General features: G+C 28.2%; 28 protein-coding genes and 1 other annotated feature. Of the genes, 10 read left to right on the top strand and 18 right to left on the bottom strand.

The window, feature by feature from the left end; translation table 11 throughout:
• Positions 1 to 457: 457 nt before the first annotated feature.
• The 4 genes from LJD34_RS11000 to LJD34_RS11015 form a co-directional block, all read right to left on the bottom strand.
• A complete protein-coding gene (locus LJD34_RS11000) occupies positions 458 to 1,093 on the bottom strand; it encodes a TetR/AcrR family transcriptional regulator (RefSeq protein ID WP_175302054.1) in 636 nt (211 codons plus the stop codon).
• A 138-nt stretch (positions 1,094 to 1,231) separates the two neighbouring features.
• On the bottom strand, positions 1,232 to 2,980 hold the full coding sequence (gene thrS, locus LJD34_RS11005; protein ID WP_107030605.1) for a threonine--tRNA ligase: 1,749 nt from the start codon (positions 2,978 to 2,980) through the stop codon (positions 1,232 to 1,234).
• Positions 2,981 to 3,229: 249 nt separating this feature from the next.
• Positions 3,230 to 3,460: a hypothetical protein gene (locus tag LJD34_RS11010; RefSeq protein ID WP_052011167.1), complete on the bottom strand. Its 231-nt coding sequence runs from the start codon at positions 3,458 to 3,460 to the stop codon at positions 3,230 to 3,232.
• Between the two features lie 53 nt (positions 3,461 to 3,513).
• Positions 3,514 to 4,233 (bottom strand): pseudouridine synthase, encoded by a 720-nt coding sequence (locus tag LJD34_RS11015; RefSeq protein ID WP_022001201.1) that lies wholly within the window; start codon positions 4,231 to 4,233, stop codon positions 3,514 to 3,516.
• A gap of 151 nt (positions 4,234 to 4,384) precedes the next feature.
• Here LJD34_RS11015 and LJD34_RS11020 point away from each other — a divergent pair, with 151 nt between their 5' ends.
• From LJD34_RS11020 to LJD34_RS11040, 5 genes are read left to right on the top strand one after another with little or no spacing between them, the layout of a single operon-like run.
• Positions 4,385 to 5,140 (top strand): threonine/serine exporter family protein, encoded by a 756-nt coding sequence (locus tag LJD34_RS11020; RefSeq protein ID WP_032091686.1) that lies wholly within the window; start codon positions 4,385 to 4,387, stop codon positions 5,138 to 5,140.
• Positions 5,140 to 5,589: a threonine/serine exporter family protein gene (locus LJD34_RS11025; protein ID WP_022001203.1), complete on the top strand. Its 450-nt coding sequence runs from the start codon at positions 5,140 to 5,142 to the stop codon at positions 5,587 to 5,589. Before LJD34_RS11020 ends, LJD34_RS11025 begins: the two co-directional genes overlap by 1 nt.
• Positions 5,586 to 6,731 (top strand): nucleotidyltransferase, encoded by a 1,146-nt coding sequence (locus tag LJD34_RS11030; RefSeq protein WP_227359888.1) that lies wholly within the window; start codon positions 5,586 to 5,588, stop codon positions 6,729 to 6,731. The genes LJD34_RS11025 and LJD34_RS11030 overlap by 4 nt, the downstream gene beginning before the upstream one ends.
• A gap of 58 nt (positions 6,732 to 6,789) precedes the next feature.
• Positions 6,790 to 7,854: a hypothetical protein gene (locus LJD34_RS11035; RefSeq protein WP_032091689.1), complete on the top strand. Its 1,065-nt coding sequence runs from the start codon at positions 6,790 to 6,792 to the stop codon at positions 7,852 to 7,854.
• Complete coding sequence (locus LJD34_RS11040) at positions 7,851 to 9,116, top strand: hypothetical protein (RefSeq protein ID WP_227359889.1); 1,266 nt, start codon at positions 7,851 to 7,853, stop codon at positions 9,114 to 9,116. Before LJD34_RS11035 ends, LJD34_RS11040 begins: the two co-directional genes overlap by 4 nt.
• Positions 9,117 to 9,159: 43 nt before the next feature.
• Here LJD34_RS11040 and pheT read toward each other — a convergent pair whose 3' ends face one another.
• Together pheT and pheS are read right to left on the bottom strand one after the other, a co-directional pair.
• Positions 9,160 to 11,550, bottom strand: a complete 2,391-nt coding sequence (pheT, locus tag LJD34_RS11045; protein ID WP_227359890.1) for a phenylalanine--tRNA ligase subunit beta — start codon at positions 11,548 to 11,550, stop codon at positions 9,160 to 9,162.
• A 4-nt stretch (positions 11,551 to 11,554) separates the two neighbouring features.
• The gene (gene pheS, locus LJD34_RS11050) at positions 11,555 to 12,592 is read right to left on the bottom strand and encodes a phenylalanine--tRNA ligase subunit alpha (RefSeq protein WP_119362903.1); all 1,038 of its coding nucleotides are present in this window, start codon (positions 12,590 to 12,592) and stop codon (positions 11,555 to 11,557) included.
• 35 nt (positions 12,593 to 12,627) lie between these two features.
• Positions 12,628 to 12,822: a binding site (T-box leader), on the bottom strand.
• Between the two features lie 148 nt (positions 12,823 to 12,970).
• Between pheS and LJD34_RS11055 the strand changes: the two genes are divergently transcribed.
• Positions 12,971 to 13,696 (top strand): GntR family transcriptional regulator, encoded by a 726-nt coding sequence (locus LJD34_RS11055; protein WP_227359891.1) that lies wholly within the window; start codon positions 12,971 to 12,973, stop codon positions 13,694 to 13,696.
• Positions 13,697 to 14,303: 607 nt separating this feature from the next.
• Here LJD34_RS11055 and LJD34_RS11060 read toward each other — a convergent pair.
• Genes LJD34_RS11060 through LJD34_RS11090 form a run of 7 tightly spaced genes read right to left on the bottom strand, consistent with a single transcriptional unit; the run spans position 14,304 to position 19,916 of the window.
• A complete protein-coding gene (locus tag LJD34_RS11060; protein ID WP_227359892.1) occupies positions 14,304 to 15,098 on the bottom strand; it encodes an HAD family hydrolase in 795 nt (264 codons plus the stop codon).
• A gap of 37 nt (positions 15,099 to 15,135) precedes the next feature.
• The gene (locus tag LJD34_RS11065) at positions 15,136 to 16,242 is read right to left on the bottom strand and encodes an SIS domain-containing protein (protein WP_199588559.1); all 1,107 of its coding nucleotides are present in this window, start codon (positions 16,240 to 16,242) and stop codon (positions 15,136 to 15,138) included.
• Positions 16,242 to 17,081 (bottom strand): PTS system mannose/fructose/sorbose family transporter subunit IID, encoded by an 840-nt coding sequence (locus LJD34_RS11070; RefSeq protein WP_227359893.1) that lies wholly within the window; start codon positions 17,079 to 17,081, stop codon positions 16,242 to 16,244. Before LJD34_RS11070 ends, LJD34_RS11065 begins: the two co-directional genes overlap by 1 nt.
• Positions 17,081 to 17,866, bottom strand: a complete 786-nt coding sequence (locus LJD34_RS11075; RefSeq protein ID WP_227359894.1) for a PTS mannose/fructose/sorbose/N-acetylgalactosamine transporter subunit IIC — start codon at positions 17,864 to 17,866, stop codon at positions 17,081 to 17,083. Before LJD34_RS11075 ends, LJD34_RS11070 begins: the two co-directional genes overlap by 1 nt.
• 14 nt (positions 17,867 to 17,880) lie before the next feature.
• Positions 17,881 to 18,369, bottom strand: a complete 489-nt coding sequence (locus tag LJD34_RS11080; RefSeq protein WP_117347333.1) for a PTS sugar transporter subunit IIB — start codon at positions 18,367 to 18,369, stop codon at positions 17,881 to 17,883.
• A 14-nt stretch (positions 18,370 to 18,383) separates the two neighbouring features.
• Positions 18,384 to 18,821 (bottom strand): PTS sugar transporter subunit IIA, encoded by a 438-nt coding sequence (locus LJD34_RS11085; protein WP_117347334.1) that lies wholly within the window; start codon positions 18,819 to 18,821, stop codon positions 18,384 to 18,386.
• A 9-nt stretch (positions 18,822 to 18,830) separates the two neighbouring features.
• On the bottom strand, positions 18,831 to 19,916 hold the full coding sequence (locus tag LJD34_RS11090; RefSeq protein ID WP_117347335.1) for an SIS domain-containing protein: 1,086 nt from the start codon (positions 19,914 to 19,916) through the stop codon (positions 18,831 to 18,833).
• Between the two features lie 279 nt (positions 19,917 to 20,195).
• On the opposite strand from LJD34_RS11090, the gene LJD34_RS11095 reads away from it, so the two are divergent.
• Positions 20,196 to 20,870, top strand: coding sequence for a hypothetical protein (locus LJD34_RS11095; protein ID WP_175302047.1), 675 nt, complete (start codon positions 20,196 to 20,198; stop codon positions 20,868 to 20,870).
• A 61-nt stretch (positions 20,871 to 20,931) separates the two neighbouring features.
• On the opposite strand, the gene LJD34_RS11100 is transcribed toward LJD34_RS11095, so the two are convergent.
• The 3 genes from LJD34_RS11100 to LJD34_RS11110 are packed head-to-tail and all read right to left on the bottom strand — an operon-like array spanning position 20,932 to position 23,095.
• Positions 20,932 to 21,711 (bottom strand): HAD family hydrolase, encoded by a 780-nt coding sequence (locus tag LJD34_RS11100; protein WP_227359895.1) that lies wholly within the window; start codon positions 21,709 to 21,711, stop codon positions 20,932 to 20,934.
• A 2-nt stretch (positions 21,712 to 21,713) separates the two neighbouring features.
• Entirely contained in the window at positions 21,714 to 22,430 is a 717-nt protein-coding gene (locus tag LJD34_RS11105) for a TrmH family RNA methyltransferase (RefSeq protein ID WP_227359896.1), read from the bottom strand.
• A complete protein-coding gene (locus LJD34_RS11110) occupies positions 22,427 to 23,095 on the bottom strand; it encodes a M48 family metallopeptidase (protein WP_032091697.1) in 669 nt (222 codons plus the stop codon). Before LJD34_RS11110 ends, LJD34_RS11105 begins: the two co-directional genes overlap by 4 nt.
• 46 nt (positions 23,096 to 23,141) lie before the next feature.
• On the opposite strand from LJD34_RS11110, the gene sspI reads away from it, so the two are divergent.
• On the top strand, positions 23,142 to 23,336 hold the full coding sequence (sspI, locus tag LJD34_RS11115; RefSeq protein ID WP_022001886.1) for a small acid-soluble spore protein SspI: 195 nt from the start codon (positions 23,142 to 23,144) through the stop codon (positions 23,334 to 23,336).
• 4 nt (positions 23,337 to 23,340) lie between these two features.
• On the opposite strand, the gene LJD34_RS11120 is transcribed toward sspI, so the two are convergent.
• Together LJD34_RS11120 and LJD34_RS11125 are read right to left on the bottom strand one after the other, a co-directional pair.
• The gene (locus LJD34_RS11120; RefSeq protein WP_227359897.1) at positions 23,341 to 23,796 is read right to left on the bottom strand and encodes a hypothetical protein; all 456 of its coding nucleotides are present in this window, start codon (positions 23,794 to 23,796) and stop codon (positions 23,341 to 23,343) included.
• Positions 23,789 to 24,622 (bottom strand): hypothetical protein, encoded by an 834-nt coding sequence (locus LJD34_RS11125; protein ID WP_119362900.1) that lies wholly within the window; start codon positions 24,620 to 24,622, stop codon positions 23,789 to 23,791. The genes LJD34_RS11120 and LJD34_RS11125 overlap by 8 nt, the downstream gene beginning before the upstream one ends.
• An 88-nt stretch (positions 24,623 to 24,710) precedes the next feature.
• On the opposite strand from LJD34_RS11125, the gene LJD34_RS16630 reads away from it, so the two are divergent.
• Entirely contained in the window at positions 24,711 to 25,376 is a 666-nt protein-coding gene (locus LJD34_RS16630) for a tetratricopeptide repeat protein (protein WP_318532727.1), read from the top strand.
• Positions 25,376 to 26,014: a DUF1287 domain-containing protein gene (locus LJD34_RS11135; RefSeq protein ID WP_227359898.1), complete on the top strand. Its 639-nt coding sequence runs from the start codon at positions 25,376 to 25,378 to the stop codon at positions 26,012 to 26,014. The genes LJD34_RS16630 and LJD34_RS11135 overlap by 1 nt, the downstream gene beginning before the upstream one ends.
• The last annotated feature ends 108 nt before the right edge of the window (positions 26,015 to 26,122 follow it).

Genomic DNA, 26,122 nt, shown 5'->3' on the forward strand with positions numbered 1-26,122 from the left:
ATGAATACTGAATGATTATTAGTATCAAGTTCCATAGCAATATCCTTTCTAAAATTAAGTACGACTGAACGTCTTTTATACTTATAATGTATCACAGCTACATGTCTAAAACAACATCTCTTATAAAAACTATAAAAGGAGCTAGACCCCTCCCTACGCTTCGCTTAGAGGAAGGGGATTGCGCTCCTATTTTTGTTCAAACATTTCTTTTTCAGTTTCTGTAAGTTTTATTTTTTTTGATAATTCTTCGATGATTTTCATAAGAACATTCCTTATTATTTTTTATAAAAAGGTATCTTTTCGATACCCTCTACATGCGTTATCCATCGTTTTTATCACCCGCAAAACATTGATTGTAAACAATCATATTCTTTTACATTTTAAAACTTTACCTTTTTTTATAAATATTTTCTTAAAAATATAAACACTTATCAAATATATAAATTTTATTATCTATTTATGCTTTGACATATGCAAGAATCATTTCTTTTAATTGAATCAACTCTGGTGTGTAGTCTTCATTTTCTTTAGAACCCCAAATAAAACCTCCTGCATAATATGCACAAGCTGTCATCATTGTATGAACTGTTACTCTCATAAACTCTTCTTCTGCCATATCTGTTTTAAACGTTTTATCTTCTTTGGCTTTTTCATACATCATATGAAAACGTGTATTTGCTGAAAAAAGTGCTTGATTAAATTCATCCATTTGTAAATCTTTTCTTCCTGAATGAGATACATAATGATTGAAATTATCATTATATCGAAGAAGAGCTTTATGCGTTTGATACATTTCAATAAAACTATCTAATGTAAAAATCAAACGACCAATAGCTGGTATATCTCCTACTGAACTCATTGGTCTTTTTTGATCTAATTCATCAAAATATTCTTTCCATTCTTTTGTATTTACCGCAATAACAAGTTCTAATTTTCCTGGGAAATAGCGAAACAATGTTGCTCTTCCAATTCCTGCTTCTTTTGCTATTTCTCCCATTGTTACAGATTCGATTTTTTTATTTACAAAAAGACGAAAAGCAACATCTATAATTTTCTCTCTGCGTTCATCTTTTTCTGACTTTTTTATTATCATAATTTCCTCACTTTATAGAGATACTCTATCTCATTAGTATTATATAAATAGCATTTTCTTTTGTCAATTTTATGTAAAAAGCTCAATTCTATATTTAAAAATTGAGCTTCTACGTATACCATATCTTAAAAATATAAACTATTTTTTATCTTTAATTTGTTGTTTTAACATTGAAACAAACTCATCAATAGTAACAGTTGTTGCTTTTTGTTCACCATGTTTACGATAAGTTACAGTTCTTTCATCACGTTCATTATTACCTAAAACAAGAATATAGTTTGCTTTTTGCATTTGTGCTTCACGAATACGATATCCTAATTTTTCATCTCTTGAATCAAGTTCTACTTCAAAACCTTCATCTAATAATAATTGATAAATTTCATTAGCGTAATCTAAATGATATTCATTTTTAACAGGTAATACTTTGACTTGTGTAGGAGCTAACCATAATGGTAAGTTTCCTTTTGTTTCTTCTAAGATATAAGCCATGAAACGATCTAATGAACCTAAAATAGCTCTGTGTAAAACAACAGGAGTTTTCTTAGTTCCATCTTCCGCAACATAAGTTAAGTTAAATTTAGCTGGTAAACAGAAGTCTAATTGACAAGTTGATAAAGTGATTTCATTACCAATAGCTGGTTTAACATTAACGTCTAATTTAGGACCATAGAAAGCAGCTTCCCCAATTTCTTCAGTATATTCAATACCAAGTTCATTCATTACTTCACGTAATTCATTTTCTGCTTTATTCCACATTTCATCATCATCATGATATTTTTCTTTATCTTCTGGATCTCTAAGAGATAAAACACAACGATAATCTGTAATATTGAAATCTTTATAAACATCTAAGATTAAATCGATAACACCTTTAAATTCTGATTTAATTTGTTCTGGTGTTACAAATAAATGAGCATCGTTTTGACAGAAATGTCTTCCTCTTTCAATACCTTTAACAGCTCCTGATGCTTCATATCTAAAGTCATGAGCAATTTCACCAATACGAATTGGTAAGTTTTTATAAGAATGTAATTTATTTGCATAAATCATCATATGATGAGGACAGTTCATTGGACGTAAAACAAATGATTCTCCATCCATTTCCATTTGTGGGAACATATTTTCTTTATAATGATCCCAGTGTCCTGATGTTTTATATAAGTTTACTGTTCCTACAGCAGGAGTTAATACATGTAAGTAACCTAATTTCTTTTCTTTTTGTTTGATGTATCTTTCAAGTTTTTGCCAGATAGCATATCCTTTTGGTAAATACATTGGAAGACCTCTACCAATTAAATCATCAACCATGAAGATTTCCATTTCTTTACCAATTTTACGATGATCTCTTTCTTTAGCTTCTTCTAATAAATTTAAGTGTTCTTCTAATTCTTCAGCAGTTGGGAAACAAACACCATAAATACGTTGTAAAACTTTATTGTTTTTATCACCTTTCCAATAAGCACCAGAATGTTTGATTAATTTAAAGTTTTTACACATTTTAACTGTTTCAACATGAGGACCTCTACATAAATCAGTAAAATCTCCTTGACTATAACAAGTAATTGTTCCATCTTTTAAATTAGAAATTAAATCTAATTTATATTCATCATCTTTAAACATTTCTAAAGCTTCTTCTTTAGAAATTTCACGACGAACAATTCTTTTACCATCTTTACAGATTTTTTTCATTTCTTTTTCAATTTTAGCGATTGCTTCATCACTAACAACTTCATCACCTAAATCAACATCATAATAGAATCCTTCAGCTACAACAGGACCTACCCAAAATTTAGCTTGAGGATAAAGATGTTTGATTGCTTGTGCCATAACATGGGCACAAGAGTGATTTAATGTATTTAATTGTTCATTTTCTTTAAAATCTACCATTTTCCTTCTCCTTTACATAAAAAACTCTCATCCAAAGGACGAGAGTTTCGTGGTACCACCTTAATTTGCTTTTCAGCCTCAAAACTTTAACGCAGTTAACGACAATCTTTTTCAAGTGTAGCTATTAGGGAGTATCTTATAAACATTCTCAAGGTTTTCACCAACCACCTTTTCTCTAAATCAAATCATTTATAAAACATATCCTAAATCATTGCTTTTTTATTTACGTTTTTATTCTAATACAATATTTTACATTGTCAACTGATTATTGGTTTTCATTTCTTTTATTTGCATACATTTTTTCTTAAAAGCTAAATAAACAAGTTTTGAAGGAAGGGGTTCATACAATGTGAGCGTATCACATTTAACACAATATAATCCTTCAATCCCATTAACACATATATTTTCTACCCATTCATCCGTTGCTTTGCAAATACTACAGTTTTTTAATTGTTTATCATCAATAATTTGTACTCTCATTTCCATCACCAACAATTAGTATAAGCACTCATGCATAAAAATGATGTCGAATTTTATTTTCCAACTAATTTTTTTAAATCTTTTACTTCTTGTGGTTTTAAACGACGATATTCTCCAGGACGTAATCCTTTTAAATTGACACAACCAACAGAAATACGATGTAATCTTTTTACTGGATGTCCCACACTTTCAAACATTTTTTTAACTTGTCTGTTTTTTCCTTCATAAAGTTTAATTTTTAAAACAGTTGTTTTATGTTCCATATCTTTATAAGTGACTTTGATTTTACAAGGCATTGTTTTTTTACCTTCTAAATAAACACCTTTTTCTAAATGATGTAAATCTTCACCTTTAATAAGACCTTTAATTGTTACTTCATAGATTTTTTCTAAGTGGCTTCTTGGATGCATGATCATATTTGCAAAATCACCATCATTAGACATAATTAAAGCACCTGTTGTATCGAAATCTAAACGTCCAACAGGATAAATTCTTTCTTCAACTTCTTCAAAGTAATCAATTACTTTTGGTCTATCGAACTCATCATCTAATGTACAAACACATCCTTGTGGTTTGTAAAAAAGATAATAAACTTTATTTTCACCAACAATAGCTTCTCCATCAATTAAAACAACATCTCCAGATTTAACTTTAGTTCCAAGTTCAGTTACAACTTGACCATTAACAGAAACTCTACCTTCTCTAATTAAATCTTCTGCTTTTCTTCTTGATGTATAACCACTTGAAGCAATATATTTTTGTAATCTTTCCATTTATTTCACCTACTTTATCAAAAGTTATTATACCTAATTTTTATATCTTTGCAATCTGTTTTTATTTTTTTGAAAAATACCTTTTAAACACACTTTTTTTCTTTCCTAAATACTTAATAATTGTTATACTAACTTTTGGTGAAATAAAAAAATGAACGAACAATTATTAATAAAAAATATTGCTGAAATCGGTAAATTATTACTTAAAAATGGCGCTGAAATTTACCGTGTAGAAGAAAGTCTAGAACGTATGTGTCAAAGCTATGGCTTTCAAGATATAGGTGTTTTTGCTCTTCCTACTTATTTTACAATGAGTGTTACTTTTCAAGATGGAACAAATACTTCTCTTACTAAAAGAACTTTACAAAATCGTACAAACCTTGATGCTGTTTGTGCTTTAAATGATCTTGTTAGAAAAATCTGTAATGAAACACCTACTAATGATTTTATTGAACAACAAATAAAGGCTATCAATTCCTTACATCCTATCATGCCACTTGTTTTTTTAGGGTATGGTTTAGGTGCTGGAGGTTATGCTATTTTTTTTGGAGGCGGACTTCATGAAGGAATTATTGCTGGAATCATAGGTTTTTTAATGTATTTTTTTGTATGGATCAATGAGATTTTAGGAATTAATTCTTTAATGCGTACAACACTAACAAGTATGTTTTTAACTATCTTAGCGATTTTGTTTTATCATTTTCATTTGATTTATAATCTAGATGCGACAATTATTGGTTGTTTAATGATTTTAACTCCTGGAATTGCAATTACCAATAGTTTAAGAGATATTATTGATGGAAACTATGTTTCCGGGCAAGCACGTCTTGTTGAAGCTTTTTTTATTGCAACAGCAATTGCTTTAGGAGTTGGATTGATGCGTATTTTATTGAAAGGATTGATTTAATGGAACAAGTAATTCAATGTTTAAGTGCTTTCTTAGGGTGTTTAGGATTTGCTTTTGTTTTTAGAGTACATCGTCATCTGCCTTATGCACTTTTAGCTTCTCTTGGTGGGATGCTAGGATGGATCGTTTATTTACTGGTGATACCCTATCTAAGTAATATTATGTCAAATTTATGTGCGATGATCGTGGTAGCTTTATTTAGTGAAATTATGGCAAGAATATGTAAAGCTCCTGCAACTATTTTTATTGTTGTTGGTTGTTTCCCCATTGTCCCTGGGAAAGGAATTTATCAAACAATGCTTTATTTGATTTCACATGATCAAGATTTGTTTCTTGATTCTCTTTTTCAAACAGTAGGAACAGCTCTAGCACTTGCAACTGCAATTTTAATTGTTTCAACTTTCTTTAAAGTTATTAAAACCATTAAACAAAAGGACTATCATTTATGAAAATATTAGGAATCATTGTTGAATATAACCCTTTTCATACCGGACATCTTTATCATTTACAAAAAGCAAAAGAAATGGTAAAGCCCGATTTAACAATTGCTATTATGTCTGGTAATTATGTTCAACGAGGAGAAGTCGCAATTATTGATAAATTTAAAAGAAGTGAACTTGCTATTAAATATGGTGTTGATTTAGTTATCGAACTCCCTTTTGCATATGTTTGTCAAAGTGCCGATTATTTTTGTAAAGGAGCGATTGATTTACTTTATCATATAGGAATTACTGATCTTGTTTTTGGTAGTGAATGTGGTGACATCGATACTTTTAAAGAAATCGCCTATGCTATTAAAAATCATCCTAATGAATATGATCAATATGTTAAAGCTGCTATGAAAAAAGGATTACGTTACCCTGATGCTTGTAATCAAGCTTTAAGTTTATTACTAAATAAAAGTATCAAGACACCTAATGATTTATTAGGTTTAGGTTATGTTAAAGAAGTCATTGAAAATGATTATCCTATTACTTTACATTGTATTAAAAGATCCAATGATTATCATGATACTACACTTACAAAAATTGCTTCTGCTACAGCTTTACGTAAAGCTTTAAAAGAAAAACAAGATGTTCATGATTATCTATTAGATATGTCTTATTATGATTCGCTTTATCAGCAAAATGATTTCTTTGATTATTTGAAATATCAAATTATCATTCAAAGCCCTACACAATTAAAAAAGATCCATCTTGTTGATGAAGGCATTGAAAACTTATTAAAAAAAGTTATTTTTAATGTAAGTAGTTATGAAGAATTGGTAAATAAACTTACAAGTAAACGTTATACAAAAACAAGGATTCAAAGAATGCTTTTACACATTTTAATGAATAACACAAAAGAAGAAATGAAAGATTGTTTCCCCATTAATTATCTTCATATATTAAAAATGAATCAAAATGGACAAAACTATTTAAAAACAATCAAAAAAACATGTGATTATCATTTAATTACAACCCTTTCTTCTTATACACATCCTGCTTTAGATTTAGAAATCAAATCATCAAAATTATTATCTTTGATAGACAATCAAATCATCAAAAAAGAATTTCAAAATATTCCTGTTATCGAACTATCTAAAAGATAGTTCTTTTTTATTATTGAAATATGTGCTTAAATTAAGATAGTAGCTAAAGGAGAATATTATGTTATTTTATTATACAAAGGTACAAGTAAATGAATTAATGACACCATCTTTATTAATTGAACAAGTGATTTATTGGATACAACATACAAAAAATAAAATGAAAGATTTGAATTATGATCATTCTTTATACTATTCTTTAAAAGAAAAACATAAAAGCTTAGAAATTAAAGATTTTAAAACTAAAAATATTTTAGGAATTCAATTTATTACTGATCATAATTACAAAAAAAATCAATTTACAATAGAAATACTCTATCATTATCAACAAGAAATTCTTGAACTTTCTTTCTATAAAGAAATATCAAATGAATCTAAATATATCTCTAAAATCTCAATTCCTAAAATATTTCCAATGATTTTAGAAAGTAATTATATTCAAAAAGACCATGATTTATCAATACAATCAACACCTCATTTTATTAATGAAAGAACAGTCAATCAACTATTAAAAAAATCATATCATTTACCAATAATCATCTTATACAAAAATAAAAAATGTCTTGTTAATCCCTTTATTTTAAATCAAGAGCTCTATGGAATGTGCCATATTATCGTCATTCCTACAAATAAAGAAATTAATTATGTACAAATCAATTATCCAAACAATGAAAAAGAAAAACTCTTTTATGAAAAAAATTTTATTCAAACACTCATTCAACACATTCGTTATTATATGTTACAAGAAAATGAATTTTATTCTTTTTCAGAACTTCAACAATTTGAACTCTTACAATCTTATCAAGATGATGCATTATCATCTGTAGAAGTTCAAGAATTATTCTTAAATGAAATAAAGAACATTGAAAAAGACATCATTGATTTACAAAAAGAATACCAAAATAAAAAAGATATTCTTGAAAAACTTACAAACATAAATCAAGAATATAATCATCTCTTAAAACAAGATGATGAAGCATTAATTACGATTCATCAAGATAATTATAAAGAATATCAAGAGTATATTTTTTCAATCATTCATAAAACTTTAATGAATTTATCTCCTGATGATACTTATCGTAAAAGAGATCTTTTAAAGTCTATTGAAAGGAAACATCAACTATGAAGCATTTATCAACTTTGATTGCTGTAAAAAATCTAACTATTATTCAATTTACAAAAATAATTCAAGATTTATTTTATTTAGATGAATTTATATTAGATTCATTAATCATTCATTTAGAGAATTGCACAATTTATCATGATGAATCAGCTATTGCTTTTTGTATTCAATATCAAAATAATGATTATGAATATATTTTTAACGAAGCAAAACAAAATATATATCTTTCTATTAATAAACGTAATAATCAATTTATCGATTTAATAACATATCTTAATAAATATCATTTTTTAAACAATAATCATTTTTCATATATTCAACCAAATATCAAAAATATGAATGATTTAAATCAAGTCATTGAATTTATAGAAAATAAAACAATTCTTCCTGTTATTTATTTAAATATATCTTTAAAAGATTTTAAAAATGAGATTCTAACTGAAATTCAATCAACAGCTTATATTCTTACAAGCGAAGATGAAAATTTTCATCAAGCATTTCAAAAACATTTTCATTTAAGAAATAATAGTTATATTCTTTATTTAAATCATAAATTTCAAAAAATTTCTTTTTTAAAAAAAGAATCTCCTCAAGAATTTATTGAGAAAGTAAAAATAAAAATTCAAAGTTATGTTTTACAACGTACATATTCATTTCCTTATAATATGAAAGATTTTCAACATCATATTATTAAAAAAATAATTGAAAATCATAAAGAAAATGATTTTCTCGAAAACTCTTCTATTGAACAACAGGTCTTAGCTTTAGAAGATAAGAAAAAGAATTTACAAAAAAATATTGATGATTTAAATAATCAAATATTGATTTTAGAAAATCAAAATAAAGAATTAGGAAGTTATATTAAACAACAAGGATATTATCCTTTAATATTAAAAGGAAATGAAAAAGAATTTTACAAAGGTGAACAAAGAGATCTTCTTCTTTATCTTTTAAAAGAAGAACTTAAAAATAATCATAATCAAAAACAACAACAAATCATTCATACAATTCTTGAACAAAATCCTCCTGTTGGTAATCGAAATAGATATTTAACAGATATTTTTAACTTATTAGTCAATGAAGGTCTTTCAAAGAAATCTATTGATACTTTAAGTCGTTATGGAATTATTTTAAATCATACAGGTAAACATCCAACAACTACTTTTTTTAATGATTCACGTTATACTATGACATTTTCTTCAACACCAAGTGATCTTAATGTTGGTAGACAATATTATCGTCAAATTAGAAAACTTTTCTTTTAACTTTTCCATAAAAAAAGAGGTGTGTGTTCGACACCTCTTTTGATTATCCTCTAAGTACTGCTCCAAAATCTTTTTCAACAGCTTTTAAGATTTTTTCCATAGCTTCATTAATTTCTTGTTCTTTTAATGTTTTCTTATCATCTTGGAAAGTTAAATTAATAGCTACTGATTTTTTACCAGCTTCTACATGTTCTCCAACATAAACATCAAAGATGTTTGTTGTTTTAACAAGTTTATTACTTGATTTAATGATTTTTTGACAAACATCATTTGCTGGAACAGATTCATCCATTACTAAAGCAATATCTCTTGAAACTGATGGATATTGTGGAATTGGTTGATATTTTACTTTACCTGTTTTGATATTTAATAATGCAGATAAGTTTAATTCAACTACATAAACATCTTTCACATCATATTTCTTTTCCATTAGTGGATGAACTTGTCCAACGACCCCAACTACTTCATTTTGTACTTTAATATAAGCACTACGTCCAGGGTGGAATGATTGGTTATCACTTTCAACACGTTCTAAACGATAACGTGATTCATTGATTCCTAATCTTTCAAAGATTGTTTCTACAAATCCTTTAACTAAATAATAATCTACTTTGTATGAAATTTGTTTAAATGATAACCCATGGTATTCACCAGTACATGCAATCGCAAGGTTTTGTAATTCAACGCCTTTTGAATATGTTGTTGATAATTCATATAAATGAACATCTTTCATATTTCTTGATTGGTTATAGTTAATGACTTGTAACAATGAACCGATAATTGATTGTCTTGTCACTGATCTTTCTTCACCTAATGGCATTGCAAGTTTAACTGGTTCTTGATCATGGAAAATATTGAAATCATGAACAAGTGATGGTGATGTTAATGAATAAGTTAATGTTTCATGTAATCCCAAGTCTTTTAATAAGACTTTCATCATATGTTTCTTTTCTTGAATTTCTGTTCTTTTTCCAATTGTCATAGACATTTCTGGTAAAGTTGATGGAATGTTATCAAAACCATACATACGCACAACTTCTTCAATCAAATCAGCTGCCATCGTAATATCATTACGATAAGTTGGAATTTTAACATTGAATGTATCTTCTTTTAATTCATATTTGAATTTTAATGAATCAAAGATTTCCGCAATTTCATTTGTTTGAATGCTTGTTCCAAGTAATCCATTAACTTGTTGAGTTGAAACTGAAACATATTTATCTTCAATATAAAGAGTTGTTGAAACAGTTTCATAGATTTCTTTAGCATCAGCAAGTTCTTCTAATAAATTTGCACATCTTTCTAAAATATTTAAAGAATTAGCAGTATTTAAAGCCCCTTTAATATAATGTTGAGAAGCATCTGTTAATAAATTTAAACGTCTTGCTGTTTCTCTTAAACTTGGTCCGTCAAAAGTAGCCACTTCGATGACGATATTTTGTGTATTTTCATCAATCTTAGTACTATCAGCTCCCATGACACCAGCTACGCATCCAACACCATTGTCTGTTGAAACAATGATATCATTAGGTTCAAGTTTATATTCTTCACCATCTAATAAGATTGCTTTTTCATCAAATCCAGTTTTTACAACAAATTCTTTTTTTGTTAATTTATCATAATCATACATATGAATTGGTTGACCTGTTTCTAACATGACATAGTTAGAAATATCAACAATATTATTAATTGGTTTAATGCCAGAAGCAAGTAAAGCTGTTTTTAACCAAGCAGGTGATTCTTTTGTAGTGACACCTTTTACAAGTTTAGCCCCAAAGAATGGACATAATTCAGTTTCTACTTTGACTTCAATATTGCTTCCAGGAAGACCTTTTTCCTTGATTTCTGGTAAGTTGACGTCTCTTTTTAAAACAGCAGCCACTTCATAAGCAAGTGAAGTTAAAGCCATACAATCCGCTCTATTTGGTGTTAAACCAATATCTAAAATCGTATCTTTTAAACCTAAATATTCTAAAGGATCTGCTCCTACTGGTGCATTTTCATCTAAGACATGAATTCCATCTTTATCTTCAGGAGATAATAAACGTTGATCTAAACCAAGTTCAGCCATTGAACAAATCATTCCGTTTGATTCTTGTCCACGAATGGTACTTTGTTTAATAACAAAACCTTCTCCTAAATCACATCCAGGATTAGCCACAATAACTTTTTGTCCAGCAGCCACATTTGGTGCTCCACAAACAATTTGAGTCACTTCTCCCGGTCTTACTTCTACTTGACATACATGTAAATGATCACTATCAGGATGATCGATACATTCTTTAACATAACCAATTGTCATGTTATTTCCATTAGCTAATGAATGCATTCCTTCTACTTCTAAACCAATTGAAGTAATTTTATCAGCAAGTTCTTTTGGATCTTGATCATCTATTTTAACGTATTTATTTAATAAATTTAAACTGACTTCCATTTTCTTACTCCTCTCTTTGGAATTGGTTTAAGAATCTTAAATCATCATTGTAGAAATCACGAATATTATCAATACCGTATTTCAACATAGCCACACGTTCGATTCCAATTCCAAATGCAAAACCTTGATATACTTTACTATCAAAACCACACATATCTAAAACTTTTGGGTTGACCATACCAGCACCTAAAATTTCAATCCATCCAGTTCCTTTACACATAGCACATCCTTTACCACCGCAATGATGACATGAAATATCCACTTCTACTGATGGTTCAGTAAATGGGAAGTAAGATGGACGTAATCTAATTTCACGTTTTTCCCCAAAGAATTTTCTTGCGAAAACTTCTAATGTTCCTTTTAAATCAGCAAGCGTGATATTTTTATCAACAACAAGACCTTCACATTGCATAAATTGATGTGAGTGAGTTGCATCATCATCATCTCTACGATATGTTTTGCCAGGACAAATAACTTTAATAGGTCCTTTACCTTTTGCTGCAAGTAAGGTATGGGCTTGTACTGGAGAAGTATGTGTTCTCATTAAAGTATTTTCATCAATATAGAAAGTATCTTGCATATCTCTGGCAGGATGTCCTTTTGGTAAGTTCATTAATTCAAAGTTGAAGTAATCACTTTCTACTTCTGGACCTTCAGCAATTTGATATCCCATTCCTAAAAAGAGTTCTTCTAATTGAGAAACAATAATTGATAAAGGATGCATTGTTCCTTGATCTAATTTATAACTAGGTAATGATAAATCAATTGTTTCACTATTGATTTTATCAATAATTGCTTGATGTTCTAAAACTTCTTTTTTATCTTCAACAGCTTTTGATAATTCTTGTTTAACTTTATTACTTGTTTGACCAAATGTTTTTCTTTGATCTGGATCCATATTCTTCATAGATTTCATTGCTTCTTGAATAGGACCTTTTTTCCCTAAATAAAGCACACGAATATCATTTAATTCTTTTAAAGATGTACAAGCTTCAATTTTTTCTAAAGCTTCATCTTTAATTTTTAATAATTCATTTTCCACTTTATTTCCTCCTTAAACATAAAAAAACTCATTCCAATAGGAACGAGTTGATCGCGGTACCATCCTAATTCATGTTTAAAACATGCTCTTAATTAAACATTAACGCAGTCTCACGTCACTGATTAGGTGCTCTCCATGGTGAATTCAATAAATTATCTGTAGGAGTTTCCACCACTTCTCCCTCTCTAAAACAGCATCCTTTATTTACTAATCCATATCAACGATTTATATACCCCAATATTATATCAAATTTTCCTAACAAAACAAGTCTCTTTTAAAAGCATATTTTCATATTTTTTCATATTTCTGAAATCGCCTACATAATAATTGTATATACATTTATAAATATGGTATAATCGATATGTAAGAGGTAAAAAAATGTCAAAGAATCCAAAATATATAAAAATAATGAGTGATTTAGAATCACAAATCAAAAACAACGAATTAAAGCCTGGTGATCAAATTCCAACAGAAAAAAATCTATGTGAAATGTATAATGCGTCTAGAATGACTGTTAATAAAGCTATTATGATGTTATGTGAAAAACGTCTCGTTGAAAGAATTGCTGGAAAAGGCTCATTTGTGAAAGATTATCGAACAATAAAAAATTTACAGCTTGGATCTACTGGAAGTTTTACAGAAGATATGATTTCGACTGGCAAAGTACCCGGAGCAAAACTAATTGGATATAAACTTGTTAAAGGCAAAGAAGTTCCTCATGTAAGAGATGCTTTAAAACTATCAGATGAAGACTTTATCCACTATTTTGTACGTCTTAGAACCGGTGATAATATTCCAATAGCAATTAGTTATACTTATCTATCAACGCATATCATTCCATCTCTAGACATCCAGATCTTAGAAAACTCTCTTTACAAATATATAAAGAAGCTTGGTTATCAAATTCAAGGTATTGATGCACAATATTCAGCTGTTATGCCAACAAAAAAACAAAAAGAGTTATTAAAGGTTGACAATATAGCTCTTTTTAAAAGTCACCATGTTACTTTTTTATCAGATGGAACTCCTTTCGAATATATTTCTACCTATTATCGAGGGGATCAATACACATATTCATTAAAAACAATTTTTAAAGATAATTAAATAACAATTCTCATTTAATGGATTATTTTTATGTGTAATTAAAAAACTGTGGGGATTTCTCAAGCTATAAATAATCCAGGGGTAGCTCCTGGATTTTACTTTTGGCTGTTAATTTTTTGGGGGTATTTTCTTGATGTCTATTTTGTTATTTCCATAAATCATTTATCATACTCTTAAGGTCAAAAAAATTATAGAAAGAAAAATGGATAAACATCTAACTTTGGCAGGCGAGATGTTTATCCAGTCCATAAGAACACGATGATAATAATAAAACTTTCAAACAAAATCAAGTATATTTCTCAAATTCAATATGATAAAATCGTTTTTTTGAATTTTAATCATCTTTAATGCCCAAACTGTCATTCCAATGGTTTAATCATTCATGCCTACTATGACCGCCATATCGATATCTTTGATTGAAATCACACCATCAGGGTATTAAGACTCAAATATCCTTCCTGTAATTCTACCCACGCTGTCTTGATTGAAGACATGGTCCTTACTCTGTTGCTTCTTTTGATATCATCGTTGATATTTTAAACAATGATGATTTTTTATCATCTCTCACACCTTTTTTATGTGCGTTATGAATGTTTCAAAAGTTATTTTAACACTTTCCTTTTAAAATTTCTTTTATCTTTAAAATAACACCATCATTTTCATTACTATCAATAACTTGATAAGCAACCTCTTTAACTGGGGGCATGGCATTAGCCATCGCATAACCATATTTTACTGTTTGTAACATTTCGTAATCATTCATTTGATCGCCAAAGGCTCCTGATTCTTCTGGTTTAATCTTTAAGATTTCTAAAAGATGTGTTAAAGTTGTTCCTTTATTCACATCTTTATAAAAGATATCAAACCAAACATTACCTGTTGTTACTAATTTTAAATGTGGTTTTAGTTGTTTTTGAATCTTTTCAATTCTTTGTTCCATTTGATCATCAAAGCTTGCAATAGAGAATTTTAAGATATCATCTTCAATATCATCATAGCTTTCTACAAATTGAACATTTTTCATAAACAATGAAATAAAGTCTTTTTTATTTTCAAAATTTTTAGAAATATAAGCATGTTTATCTCCAGAAACAACAAGCATACATTCTTGATCTTCTTTTAAAATATCTAGAACTTCTTGAGCATCTTGTTTTTCTAAAGCTTTTTTATAAAGTGTTTTTCCTTGATAAACTATCTTTGTACCATTTTCACAAAGATAATAAAGATCATTTTTGATTTCTTCATCAAATTTACAGGCTAGTGCTTCATATTGATTACCTGATGCAATGACAAATTGTATATCTTGTTTTAACATTTGTTTATATAAATCATTAAATTCTTCACTGTAGGATTTATCATCTCTTAGAAATGTTCCATCCATATCTGTTGCTAGTAACTTCATTTTAACCTCTATTTATACATTTTTCTTTTAATTCGCGTTATTTCTTATATTGGTCTCTTAATCCGTCAAGTTTTTTACTTCCAATTCGTGCATGAAATTGTGGATCTTTTGGAATATCTGGATTAATTCCCAAATCTTGTGGTGCTAAACAAGCTAAAACTTGCATTGGAATAATGTATTCCCAAGGAGAAAATAATGGATCTTCAACAAATTCAACAATGCAATCATTTTTATTTTGGTTTTCAATCTCTTCTGGTGATGCAATCAAATAATTATGAGGTGTCCATTCTTTTAATATTTCTATAAGTTTCAAAGTACGTGGTTTATAATCACCTTTAGAAGCAAGATAAAAGATATGTGCACTTTCTGTAATAGAATTGTAAATTCCATGGAAAAATTCTTCAATATCATATCCTGTTACACCTTGGCGCACAGTTTCTAAAACTTTTAAAGCACCTTCTAAAACATCTGCATAATTACCATCATATCCTACAACGATAATTCTTTTTGCCGGTAAGAACTCATCTTTGATTCTTCCATACCATTTTGTAGCTGCATCTACAACTAATGGCATATTATGAATTACATTAAACATTCTTTCTTTATAGAGTTTGAATTTTTCTTCTTTTAAAATTCCTTTAATAATAGCAAGTTCACTTAGCATCATCATCAACGTTACGGTTGTTCCAGCATATCCTTTAGTTTTTGCACCGCATTTTTCATTTCCAACTTCAATTCTTGTTTGAGTTTGTGCATGTTCAAAAATCAAAGCAGTAGGATTTTCTGAAACAGATGCTGTCATCAAGCCTCGTTTTGAAGCTGCATCTAATCCCTCAACTGTCGATAAACTTTGTCCACCTTGTGACATACCAATGACTAATGTATTTTTATTAAATACTTTTTCACTTCTAGAAAATTGTGTAGGATACATACAAAAAACTTTTATATTTAAGATTTCTTCTAAATAATTTTTTGCAGATAATCCAGCATGATATGATGTTCCAGAACCAATCACATAGATTTGATCAATCTTTTTATCCTTATATTCATTTACAAATTCTTGAACTATTTCTTTTCTATTATTAATAATATATGTTAGAACATCCGGTGTTTCACATATATAATCATACATATTTGTTTTCATTATAAAATACCAAAGAAAGATAATACAATACCAAGGATTAAGATTCCCCATAATAATGTAGTACTTTTCATTCCTTTTTCTAATAATGCATAAATAATAAATGTAAATCCTAATGGTAAGAAACCTTTAATAATACCATCAAAAATATCTTGTAAAACAATTTTTGTTCCATTTAGTTTAAATACAAATGGTGTTGTAATTGTAACCATGGAAGCACACATAGATCCAACTACAATAAGACCAAGTATTTTAGCAACTTCAGTTAATACTGCAACCATACCACCTTCATTCATACTTGCTAAAAATCCAACTCCACTTTTATAACCAATTTTCAATCCAAAATAACGAACAATCAAATGTGGAACATTATAAATCAATAAGAATAAGATAGCTCCTAAAATGCTTCCTTTAGCAGCTAGACTTGTCCCAATACCTGCACCAATAATTCTAAATGTTCCCCAGAAAAAAGAATCACCAATTCCAGCAAGCGGACCCATCAAAGCAGCTTTTACAGCATTAATTGATTCCTCATCAACTTCTTCGCCTTTATCTTTAGCTTTTTTAAATTTTTCTTCCATGGCAATTGCCGCACCAGCAATAAAACTGACAACTGCAGGAGTCGTATTAAAAATAGCTAAATGTCTTTTTAAAGCATCTGAAATATCTTTTTTATTCTTATATAACTTTTTTAATGCTGGAATCATCATGTAAGCAAAACCAACATTTTGCATACGTTCAAAACAAAAACATGCTTGCAAAGGAAATGTTCGCCAAAATGTTTTTCTATATACATCTGGTGTCATAACCGTATCTTGAGTTTCGAGTTCTTTATTTTCCATTATAATTCTCCTCCTAAATCATCAGAGATCATATCAACAGAATTGTTATGATTCTTATTAGAGATTGTATATTGATAAATTGTATAAGCTATTGCAGTTCCAACAACAGCTGCTCCCACTGTATTAACAGAGAATAATGCTGTCATCGCCCATCCAATAAAGAAAAATGCCACATTTTTCTTATCAAATAATAATTGCATTAAAATTGCAATACCTAAAGCTGGTAACATACCACTTGCTGCATTTAACCCATCTGTGACAAATTGAGGAATCATTTTAACAAATGCACCAATAACTGAAGATCCTAAAAATGCGCCTAAAAATACTAATAAGAAATAACTTACAAAAAATAAAATTGCGCCTCCCCATAAAGCTTTATCAATTCCAGAAAAATCCGCATTTTCAGCAGCTTTATCTGCCATATGTACAAAATAACCATTAGCAGTTCTTATAAAAATACCCACCAATTGTCCTAATGTAGCAATCGGTAAAGCTAAAGCAACCGCTGCTGAGACATCTAACTTAGATACAATTGCAAATGCTGTTGCCAAAATTGCACCAGAAACTGTATCAGGTGGTGTAGCAGAACCAATTCCAACAATTCCCATCATAATTAATTCTAACGAACCGCCAACAATAATCCCTGTTTTAAAATCACCTAAAATCAAACCTACAATTGGACCTAATACTAATGGACGATCTAACATCCACATACCGCCAATTCTACTATCCCATATTCCAATACCACCTAACAAACCAAGTAGTAAAGCATGAACTATACTCATTATTATTCCCCTTTCTATTTATTAAATTTATCTTTAATTTCTTCTGTACTTAATTTTTGGGAAGTAGGAACAGATTGCATAAAAACATGATATCCTTCTTTTTCAAGTTCATCCATAACATGAATATCATTTTTACTCATATATGAATTCATATCTATTTGTTTTTTACCCTCTCCATTTCTAAGTCCACCTAATAAAATATCTTTAATTGCTCCATTAGTTTGTTCACACACAAATTTTGCATCATTCAAATCTTTAGTAATGACCATAATTTTACGCATTGCATGTTTTGGATTATTAATAACATTAACCGCTCCTTGTAAAGATTTCATTGAAAGTGTTACTCCTGATGGTGTAGCTAATCTAAATGCAACTTGCATATCTTTATCAGTAATTAAATGATTATTAGCTACTAAAATAACATCCACCTTATAATGGCGTGTCCAAGATACAGCAACTTGTCCATGTAATAACCTATCATCTACTCTTAATACTTCTATCATTTTTTATCCCCCTTTTATAAATCATCATCGTCTGATAATTCATCATTACAACTTATAACATCATTAACTAAATAGATTCCCTTTTGTGATTCTTCAATCGCATCTCTAATTTTATTTTTATTATCTTCATCATCTTGTGAAAGTGATAAAAAAGATAAACTCATTACTAATCCTAAATTCATGCCAGTTACAACATAAAGCAACTTGTTATCTGAAATTCTTTGAATAGCTGTTTGTGTTGTACTTCCTCCAGGAATATCAGTAACAACAATAACTGGTTGATTATCATCAAACGATTGAATCATTACATCTAAGTTATTTTTAATTTCTTGAATATTTTGATCCAATAAAATATTTAAAACTTTAAAATGATTTTCTCCAATAATAAGTTTACAAGAATCTGCTAATCCTGTTGCCAGTTGTCCATGCGAAAACAAAATAATGTTTGCCATTTAATTCACCTATCCTTCTTTTAAATAACTATTCATTTTAAAATGAAATTGTGGATCACTTGGTATATTACAATCAATCCCTAAATCTAATGAAAGTTTTCTAGCTAGTACTTGCATTGGAACAATGTATTGCAATACAGCAAATTCTTGATCATCTGTAAACGGAAAAACTAAATCCTTTGAATTATTTGTGTTTTCATGTGTAATCAAGAAATTGTGACTATGTCTTTCTTCTTCAAAATATCTTTTCAATCTTAGAATACGATCATAATATTGACCCTTTGAGCATACATATAACATATAAGTATCTTCATCAATGCAATGATAAATACCATGCATAAACTCTTCTAACTCAAAACCTTGAACACTATATCGCACTGCTTCACAAATTTTTAATGTTCCTTCCATCATATCCGCTAAACAATTATCATAACCAATGACATATAAACGACGGCATTTCATTAAATCATTTCTATTTTGTAAATACCATTTTGACGTAGCTTCAGCAATATCTGGAATTGCATCCGCACTTGCTTGCATTCTTCTTAAATAATCATCAAATTCATCTTGTGTGATTTTTTCTTGCCTTAACGCAACCTTTAAAGCAAAAATCATAAATGTTACAATTGATCCAATATACCCTTTTGTTTTTGGGCCTGCTTTTTCTTCCCCGATATCAACATATAGTTTTACATCACCATGATGTTCAACCGGTCTTCCTTTTTCAGCAGTCATCGCAATTGTTCCAAAACCATTTGCCTTTGCTTTATCCAACCCCGCAATTGTTGATGCCGACATTCCCGCATGTGAAAGTCCCATAACTAAAGTATTTTTGTTGAAAATTCTTTCATCTTTAAATACAATAGGATATGAAGCAAATACTTTCATTTGTAATACTTTTTCCATTAAATTTTTTGCAGCTAATGCAGCATGATAAGATGTACCAGATCCTATCACATAAATTTGTTCATAGTTGCCATTAAAAAAGTATTCAATAGCATCATGAAAGATTTCTTCATGGTTAGAAATAATATTTCTAACCGCTTTTTTTGATTCTAATATGTATTGATACATATCTCCGTAATCTCTTTTCATTCCGTTTCCCCTTTCTTATTTGTATATACATTTTATTATACATATATACATATGTCAATGCTTTTTATTAAATTAATAATTATTTATCATAGAATATACTTTTTATTGATATTTTCATTCAAAAAGCGCTTACAAATTTTATCATTAATATTTACTTTTCACTAATAAATATTGACTCTCAGATAAAAAAGTACAATACATTAAACAGATAATTTTATCTAAAAAAATAATCATTTAGTATTGTTATTGAGGATAAGTTTCATTGAAAAGGAGAAGAATATGAATAAAAGAAAATTAGTTTTAGAAGCATTACTTGCATTATCCTTAACTACACTTTTATCTACAGTTGTTTATGCAGAAAAAACACATCAACCAGAAGGAAATACTGTAATTTCAGAGAAAGATAAGCCTTCTATTACTTTAGTTATGGATAAATGGACTGGAGAAAATGATATTGTTTTAAATGTTCAATCAAAAAAGAACACAACAATTAAATTATCGGAAATGTATGTTTGGGATGATTCAGCATCTTTAGGTGGAATTTATGTAGAACCCAAAATTGATCTTGACGAAAACGGAAACGGTACAATTACTTTCAAAAATGATGATTTAAAAAATGTAAAAACATTAATCGGTTCTAATGACCCACTCGATTGGACAAAAATCAAACAAATTGAAATGTGGTTTAATTTTTGTCTAGATGAAACAGAAATCTATACCTCTAAATCTGCATATATTCCTGTAGAGATTTCAAAAACACCATCTCCAGTAGAAACAGAAAAGCCAAAAACAACTGAAACAGTAAAAAAAGAAACAAAAGTCACTACTAAAAACACACAATCCAAGGCTGTAAAAACAGGTGATAATACAAATATTACCCTTTATACTTCACTACTTATTATAAGTGTTATTGTTGTTTCAGGAACAATTGTTTTACGAAAAAAGAAAAGTTAATTTAATCAAAAGAATCCTATAAACAGTAAATCCAGAAGAAAAAAACTTCTGGATTTATTAATTAATAATTATCTTTTTCATTAAGCACTTTTTCATGATAAAGTGCTTTTAAAATACCCTCTTGATCAAAATTATCGGTAATATAAGTTGCCTTTTCTTTTAAAACATCTACTGCATTACCCATCGCAATGCCATGTCCTACTTCTCTAAACATCGCTTGATCATTATAACCATCGCCAAATGCATAAGCATTATCCTTATCAATATGGAAATAATCTAATAGATAGGCAATCGCACTACCTTTATCAAATTCAATTGTTGAACAATCACAAGAACCCATTCCGCCATGATCATTAATAATTAAATCTTCTTTAAAGATTTCAACCATTGTTTGGTAATGTTCTTGACTTTGATAAAACATATCAAACGTATAAAAATCTCCTTCTAAAGAATCCACAAGATGTTCAATACCATATTCCTTTTCTAAATCAACTTCTTGTTTTTGATATAAATGATATTTTAAAGCTTTATCATCACTAACAAACATCGCCCCTAGTTTTCCTTGATCAAGTTTATGTACATAATAATCTAATTGTTTCTTGGTAAAAGCTCTACTATAAAGCTTCTTTCCTTCATAAAGAATATAACGTCCATTACAACTAATAATTCCACTAACAAGATCACCAAATAAACGTTTGGCATAAAATGGAGCTCTTCCCGTACAAATAAACGTCTTATATCCTTTTTCTTTTAATAAATGCAGTGCTTTTAAATTTGATTCTGTAATAACACCATGTTGTCCTAGTGTCCCGTCAATGTCAAAAAATAATATCTTATCCATACCTATTCTCCTTGAAAATGATACATCATAATACTTCCTGCCACAGCCACATTTAATGATTCAATGGTTGTAATTGGAATATAGGCAATTTGATCACAAATATCGATAATCTCTTTTTCCATCCCATTCCCTTCATTTCCTAAAACATAGGCCATCTTTTCTTGTTTTTTAATTTCATGAATAGGTCTTCCATTTTCTAAAGCACTGCCTACAACACAGACACCTTTTTCTTTTAAAGCAGGAATAATTTTTTTTAAATCCCCATAAAGACAAGAAAGATGGAAGTGTGCTCCTTGCATTGATCGCAGTAATTTATCATTATAAAGATCCACACATTCATTAGATAAAATCACTTGATCTATGCCAAAAGCAAGTGCTGTACGAATAAGTGTTCCAATATTTCCAGGATCTTGTAGATAATCTAAAATCAAATATCTTTTTCCATCAACTAATTTCTTATCTTTTTGAATAAAACATCTTGCCATAATAGGTTGAGGTGTTTTAGTAAAAGCAAGTTTTTCCATAATTTCTTTAGATACTACTAAATTTTCTACACCTAAATCAATCGGTTCAGTTGAAATAATCAAATCTGTTTGTTTAGCTTTGATTGCTTCCTCTACTAAATGATTTGTTTCTACTAAATAATAATCTTTTCGATATTTCTTTTGTTTTAATTTTAATAATTCTTTAACCGTTTTATTTTGCATTGACGTAATCATATACCCACATCCTTTAATAATCTTTCTCTTTCTTTATAATTTGGCATTCTTTTTTCTATTTCATGATAGAATGCTTTTGAATGATTCGCTTCAAGAAAATGACAAAGTTCATGAACAATAACATAATCAATTAAAGCATAATCAATATGTGCTAATACTAAATTAAAGCACACTCTATTTTTTTGATAAAAACAAGCACCCCATCTTCTTTTCATTTTCTTAATTTGAATTTCAGGAAAAGCATGATGAAAGCTCGTACTTAAATAAAAATCTATTCTTTCTTTTAAATAATTCATCAATTCTTGTTTTAAAAACATTTCAATGGTTGCTTGGATATTTTTTGAATAAACATAGATTTGACGATCATGAATGGCACATTTTTTGATATTCATATCTTTTAAAATAATTTGATATTTTTGATTAAACAAATAAACATAACCATCTTCTTGATAGTTATATTTAGGAACATATCCTTTTATTTGTTCAAGTATTTCTTCTTGATGATTTCTAATCAATTTTTCTATTTCACTTTGAGGAAACAGCGGTGAACAACGAATTACCACTTCTCCTTTTTCTACTCTTAAATAACAATTCTTAATTCTTTTATAATGAATTTTATAAACAATTTCTTGTTGATCTAAAATAATTATTTTAGTTTCTACCATGTATATTTTTCTCCTTTTTGGGTCACTCTTTTTAAGGAGTGATAAAATGGATATTCGACAAGCTATATTTCAAAGACTACATGCTTGTTCAAGTAGTGAACTTAAAGAGATTATTGAAAGTGGTATTGCTTCTAAAGAAGAAACCGTCTTACCAGGGCTTGGTGTTCTTTTTGAAACTTATTATAATTCTTTAAGCTCAAAAGATGAATTACTTGACAGTCTTAGTCATTTATTAAAATAGACTCTTAGAGTCTATTTTTATATATTTGTTTCAGTGAACGTAAAATCATAAATCCAAACATCAAATAAGCATCTATATGAAATAATGTTGGCAATTGAACAATTTGTATAATAACAAGTAAAATAGCCATGATTACATACATCATCCATGAGATTGAATAATTATGTTCATGATACATAAATTTTAATGTTTGATGATGATTTTCATCATACCAATCATTAATGATTTTAAACAATTCAAAAAGCAAATAATTAAAAATCCATAATAAGCAAAAATACATTAATGTAAAAATATTATTAAAAAAGATGTATGGTATTGTTGCTGGAAAGGACATTTGATAATAATTCGATAAATCCAAACTAAATGTAAAAAGTGTAATTAAAAAAGTCATGATTCCATTTCTTGCAAGATATAAAACAATAAAATCTTTTTTTAATTTTAAGTATCTTTCTTTATTCATACAAACCACCATTTTCCTTTGAAAAGTTTAATTTGAAAACATAACTTTTTTGACTTTGATCTTTTGATAAAATAATAACAACACTTAATTTTTTCTTTTTTAAAGATCCTTGATTTAAATCATGATTATATGTTTGATAGATTTTTTGATTAACAATTTCTTTAGTCTTTCCATTTATTTTTTTAAATACAACATAATTCTTATCATTTTTATCATTTAATTTATTACTTTTTAAATAACGATATTCTAATGAAATATTTGGATATTTCTTCAATAAATCTTCATCTGTAGACGTTAAATACCCAAGCCTCATAAAATCATCACTGACACATGCATTTTCTACTTTAAATGTTTTTGAAGAACATGCTAATTTTTCAACTTGTTTTAATTTTAAAGTATGTTGATAAACCATCTTTTGGTTATCATCTTTGATGATTAACTGAACATTTTTGATTTCTTTTATATTTTTTAAATCTTCCTTATTTTCTAAAGAATAACTTCCACCCTCTAAATATTTTAAAGAATAATCAATATGTTGTTTTCTATTTATTTGAATTATGACATCAATATCTTGTCCGTCTACAAGAGAATCGATTTTTCCTAAAACAAGTGTCCCATCTCCACAATGATAATTTGATTGATCTTTATAAAGCTCATAATCCTGTAAAGTAAAGCCTTGATGATTTAATGATAAAAAATAATCATAATACGTTTTTGTATTATATGTATGAAAAGAAAAATTATCATACATTGTTAGTAAAGAAACAAAAACGATTATCAGGCATAAACATGTAATAATTAAATTTGATTTATGTTTTTGATCCATATTTTCTCACCACAACTATTATACACAATAGTTTTGTTTTTACCAAATATGACATAATATGATATGATTTAAAAAAGGAGGATTTCTCATGGAAAAAGAAATATTATTAAAAAAAATAGAAAATACAAATCATTTAAATGAGCTTTACCCGTTATGGAATGAATTTAAAGCTTATCTTGAAAATCAACCAAGTTTATTGGAACTTGGTCAACTCTTTGGATTTAATTATCATCTTCAAGAAAAATTCAATCAATTAAGTCAACTTTTTATTCAAGAAAAGAAATACCAAGAAAGTATAGAATTTCATCAAGACTTTATGAATTATTTTAAAGATGATAAATATCTTTGCCCTTTTTATAAAAACTTAGCTTTATCTTATTTTTATCAAGATAATGATCAAGGAATTTCATATTTTCAAGAATTACTTGAACGTTACCCTTATGATTATGAAATTATGGATGCTTATTTTTCGTGTCTTTATAAACAAAATAACTTACAAGAATTAAAAAATATGATTCAAAAACATTTACCTCTATCTATCGAATATAATATTGAAACAGAAAATATTATTCATCATGTCATTGAGCTTTTTAAAGCAATAAATGAAGAAGAACTTGCTTTACAATATGCTCAAATTGAAAAGCAACAAAATGATTTTGGTAAGAAAAAACCAACAAAAGTCATCAAAGTGGGGCGTAATGATCCTTGTCCTTGTGGAAGTGGTAAAAAATATAAAAAATGTTGTGGTAAATAATGAAGAAGTTCTTTCTTATTTTCATACCGATCATTTTGATTCTTACTTACATTTTTTATCAAAATAATCTTTTATCTCATCCAAAATATACAAATGATGATTTTGGTATTCAAACTTATAAAAGCATAAATGATCAAGATCATGATGGTATTGACGATCAAAGTGATATTGTACAAAACGTTAGAAAATATATTGAAACAAAACCTCAATACAAAAGTAAGTATTATCAAGGTGGTTACCCAACAGACCATTATGGAGTATGTAGTGATGTTGTCGCTTTTGGCTTATTGAATACAGGTTATGATCTACAAATTCTTGTAGATCAAGATATTAGAGAAAATCCTCAAAGTTATCAAGTTGAACATCCAGATAAAAATATTGATTTTCGACGAGTAAGAAATTTAAATGTTTATTTTAAAAGACACGCCCTATCTTTGACTCTCGATATTTATGATTTAGATAAGTGGCAAGGTGGCGATATTGTTATCTTTAAAAAACATATTGGTATTGTTTCTAATTATCGAAATAAAAAGGGAATCACTTTCGTGATTCATCATGCTTATCCTCATCAACTTTATTATGAAGAAGATATTTTAGAAAAAAGAAATGACATTATTGGTCATTATCGTATTTCTTAGTACCACCAATAGTGGTACTTTTATATTTCTTTACCAACAGCATCAGCAATTGATTTTAATTCTTTCATCAATTGTTCAAATTTGGCTGGTTTTAATGATTGTGGTCCA

Origin of the sequence: Faecalibacillus sp. MSK20_93 (assembly GCF_020589945.1) — a bacterium.
In the GTDB taxonomy this organism is placed as follows: Bacteria; Bacillota_I; Bacilli_A; order Erysipelotrichales; family Coprobacillaceae; genus Faecalibacillus; species Faecalibacillus intestinalis.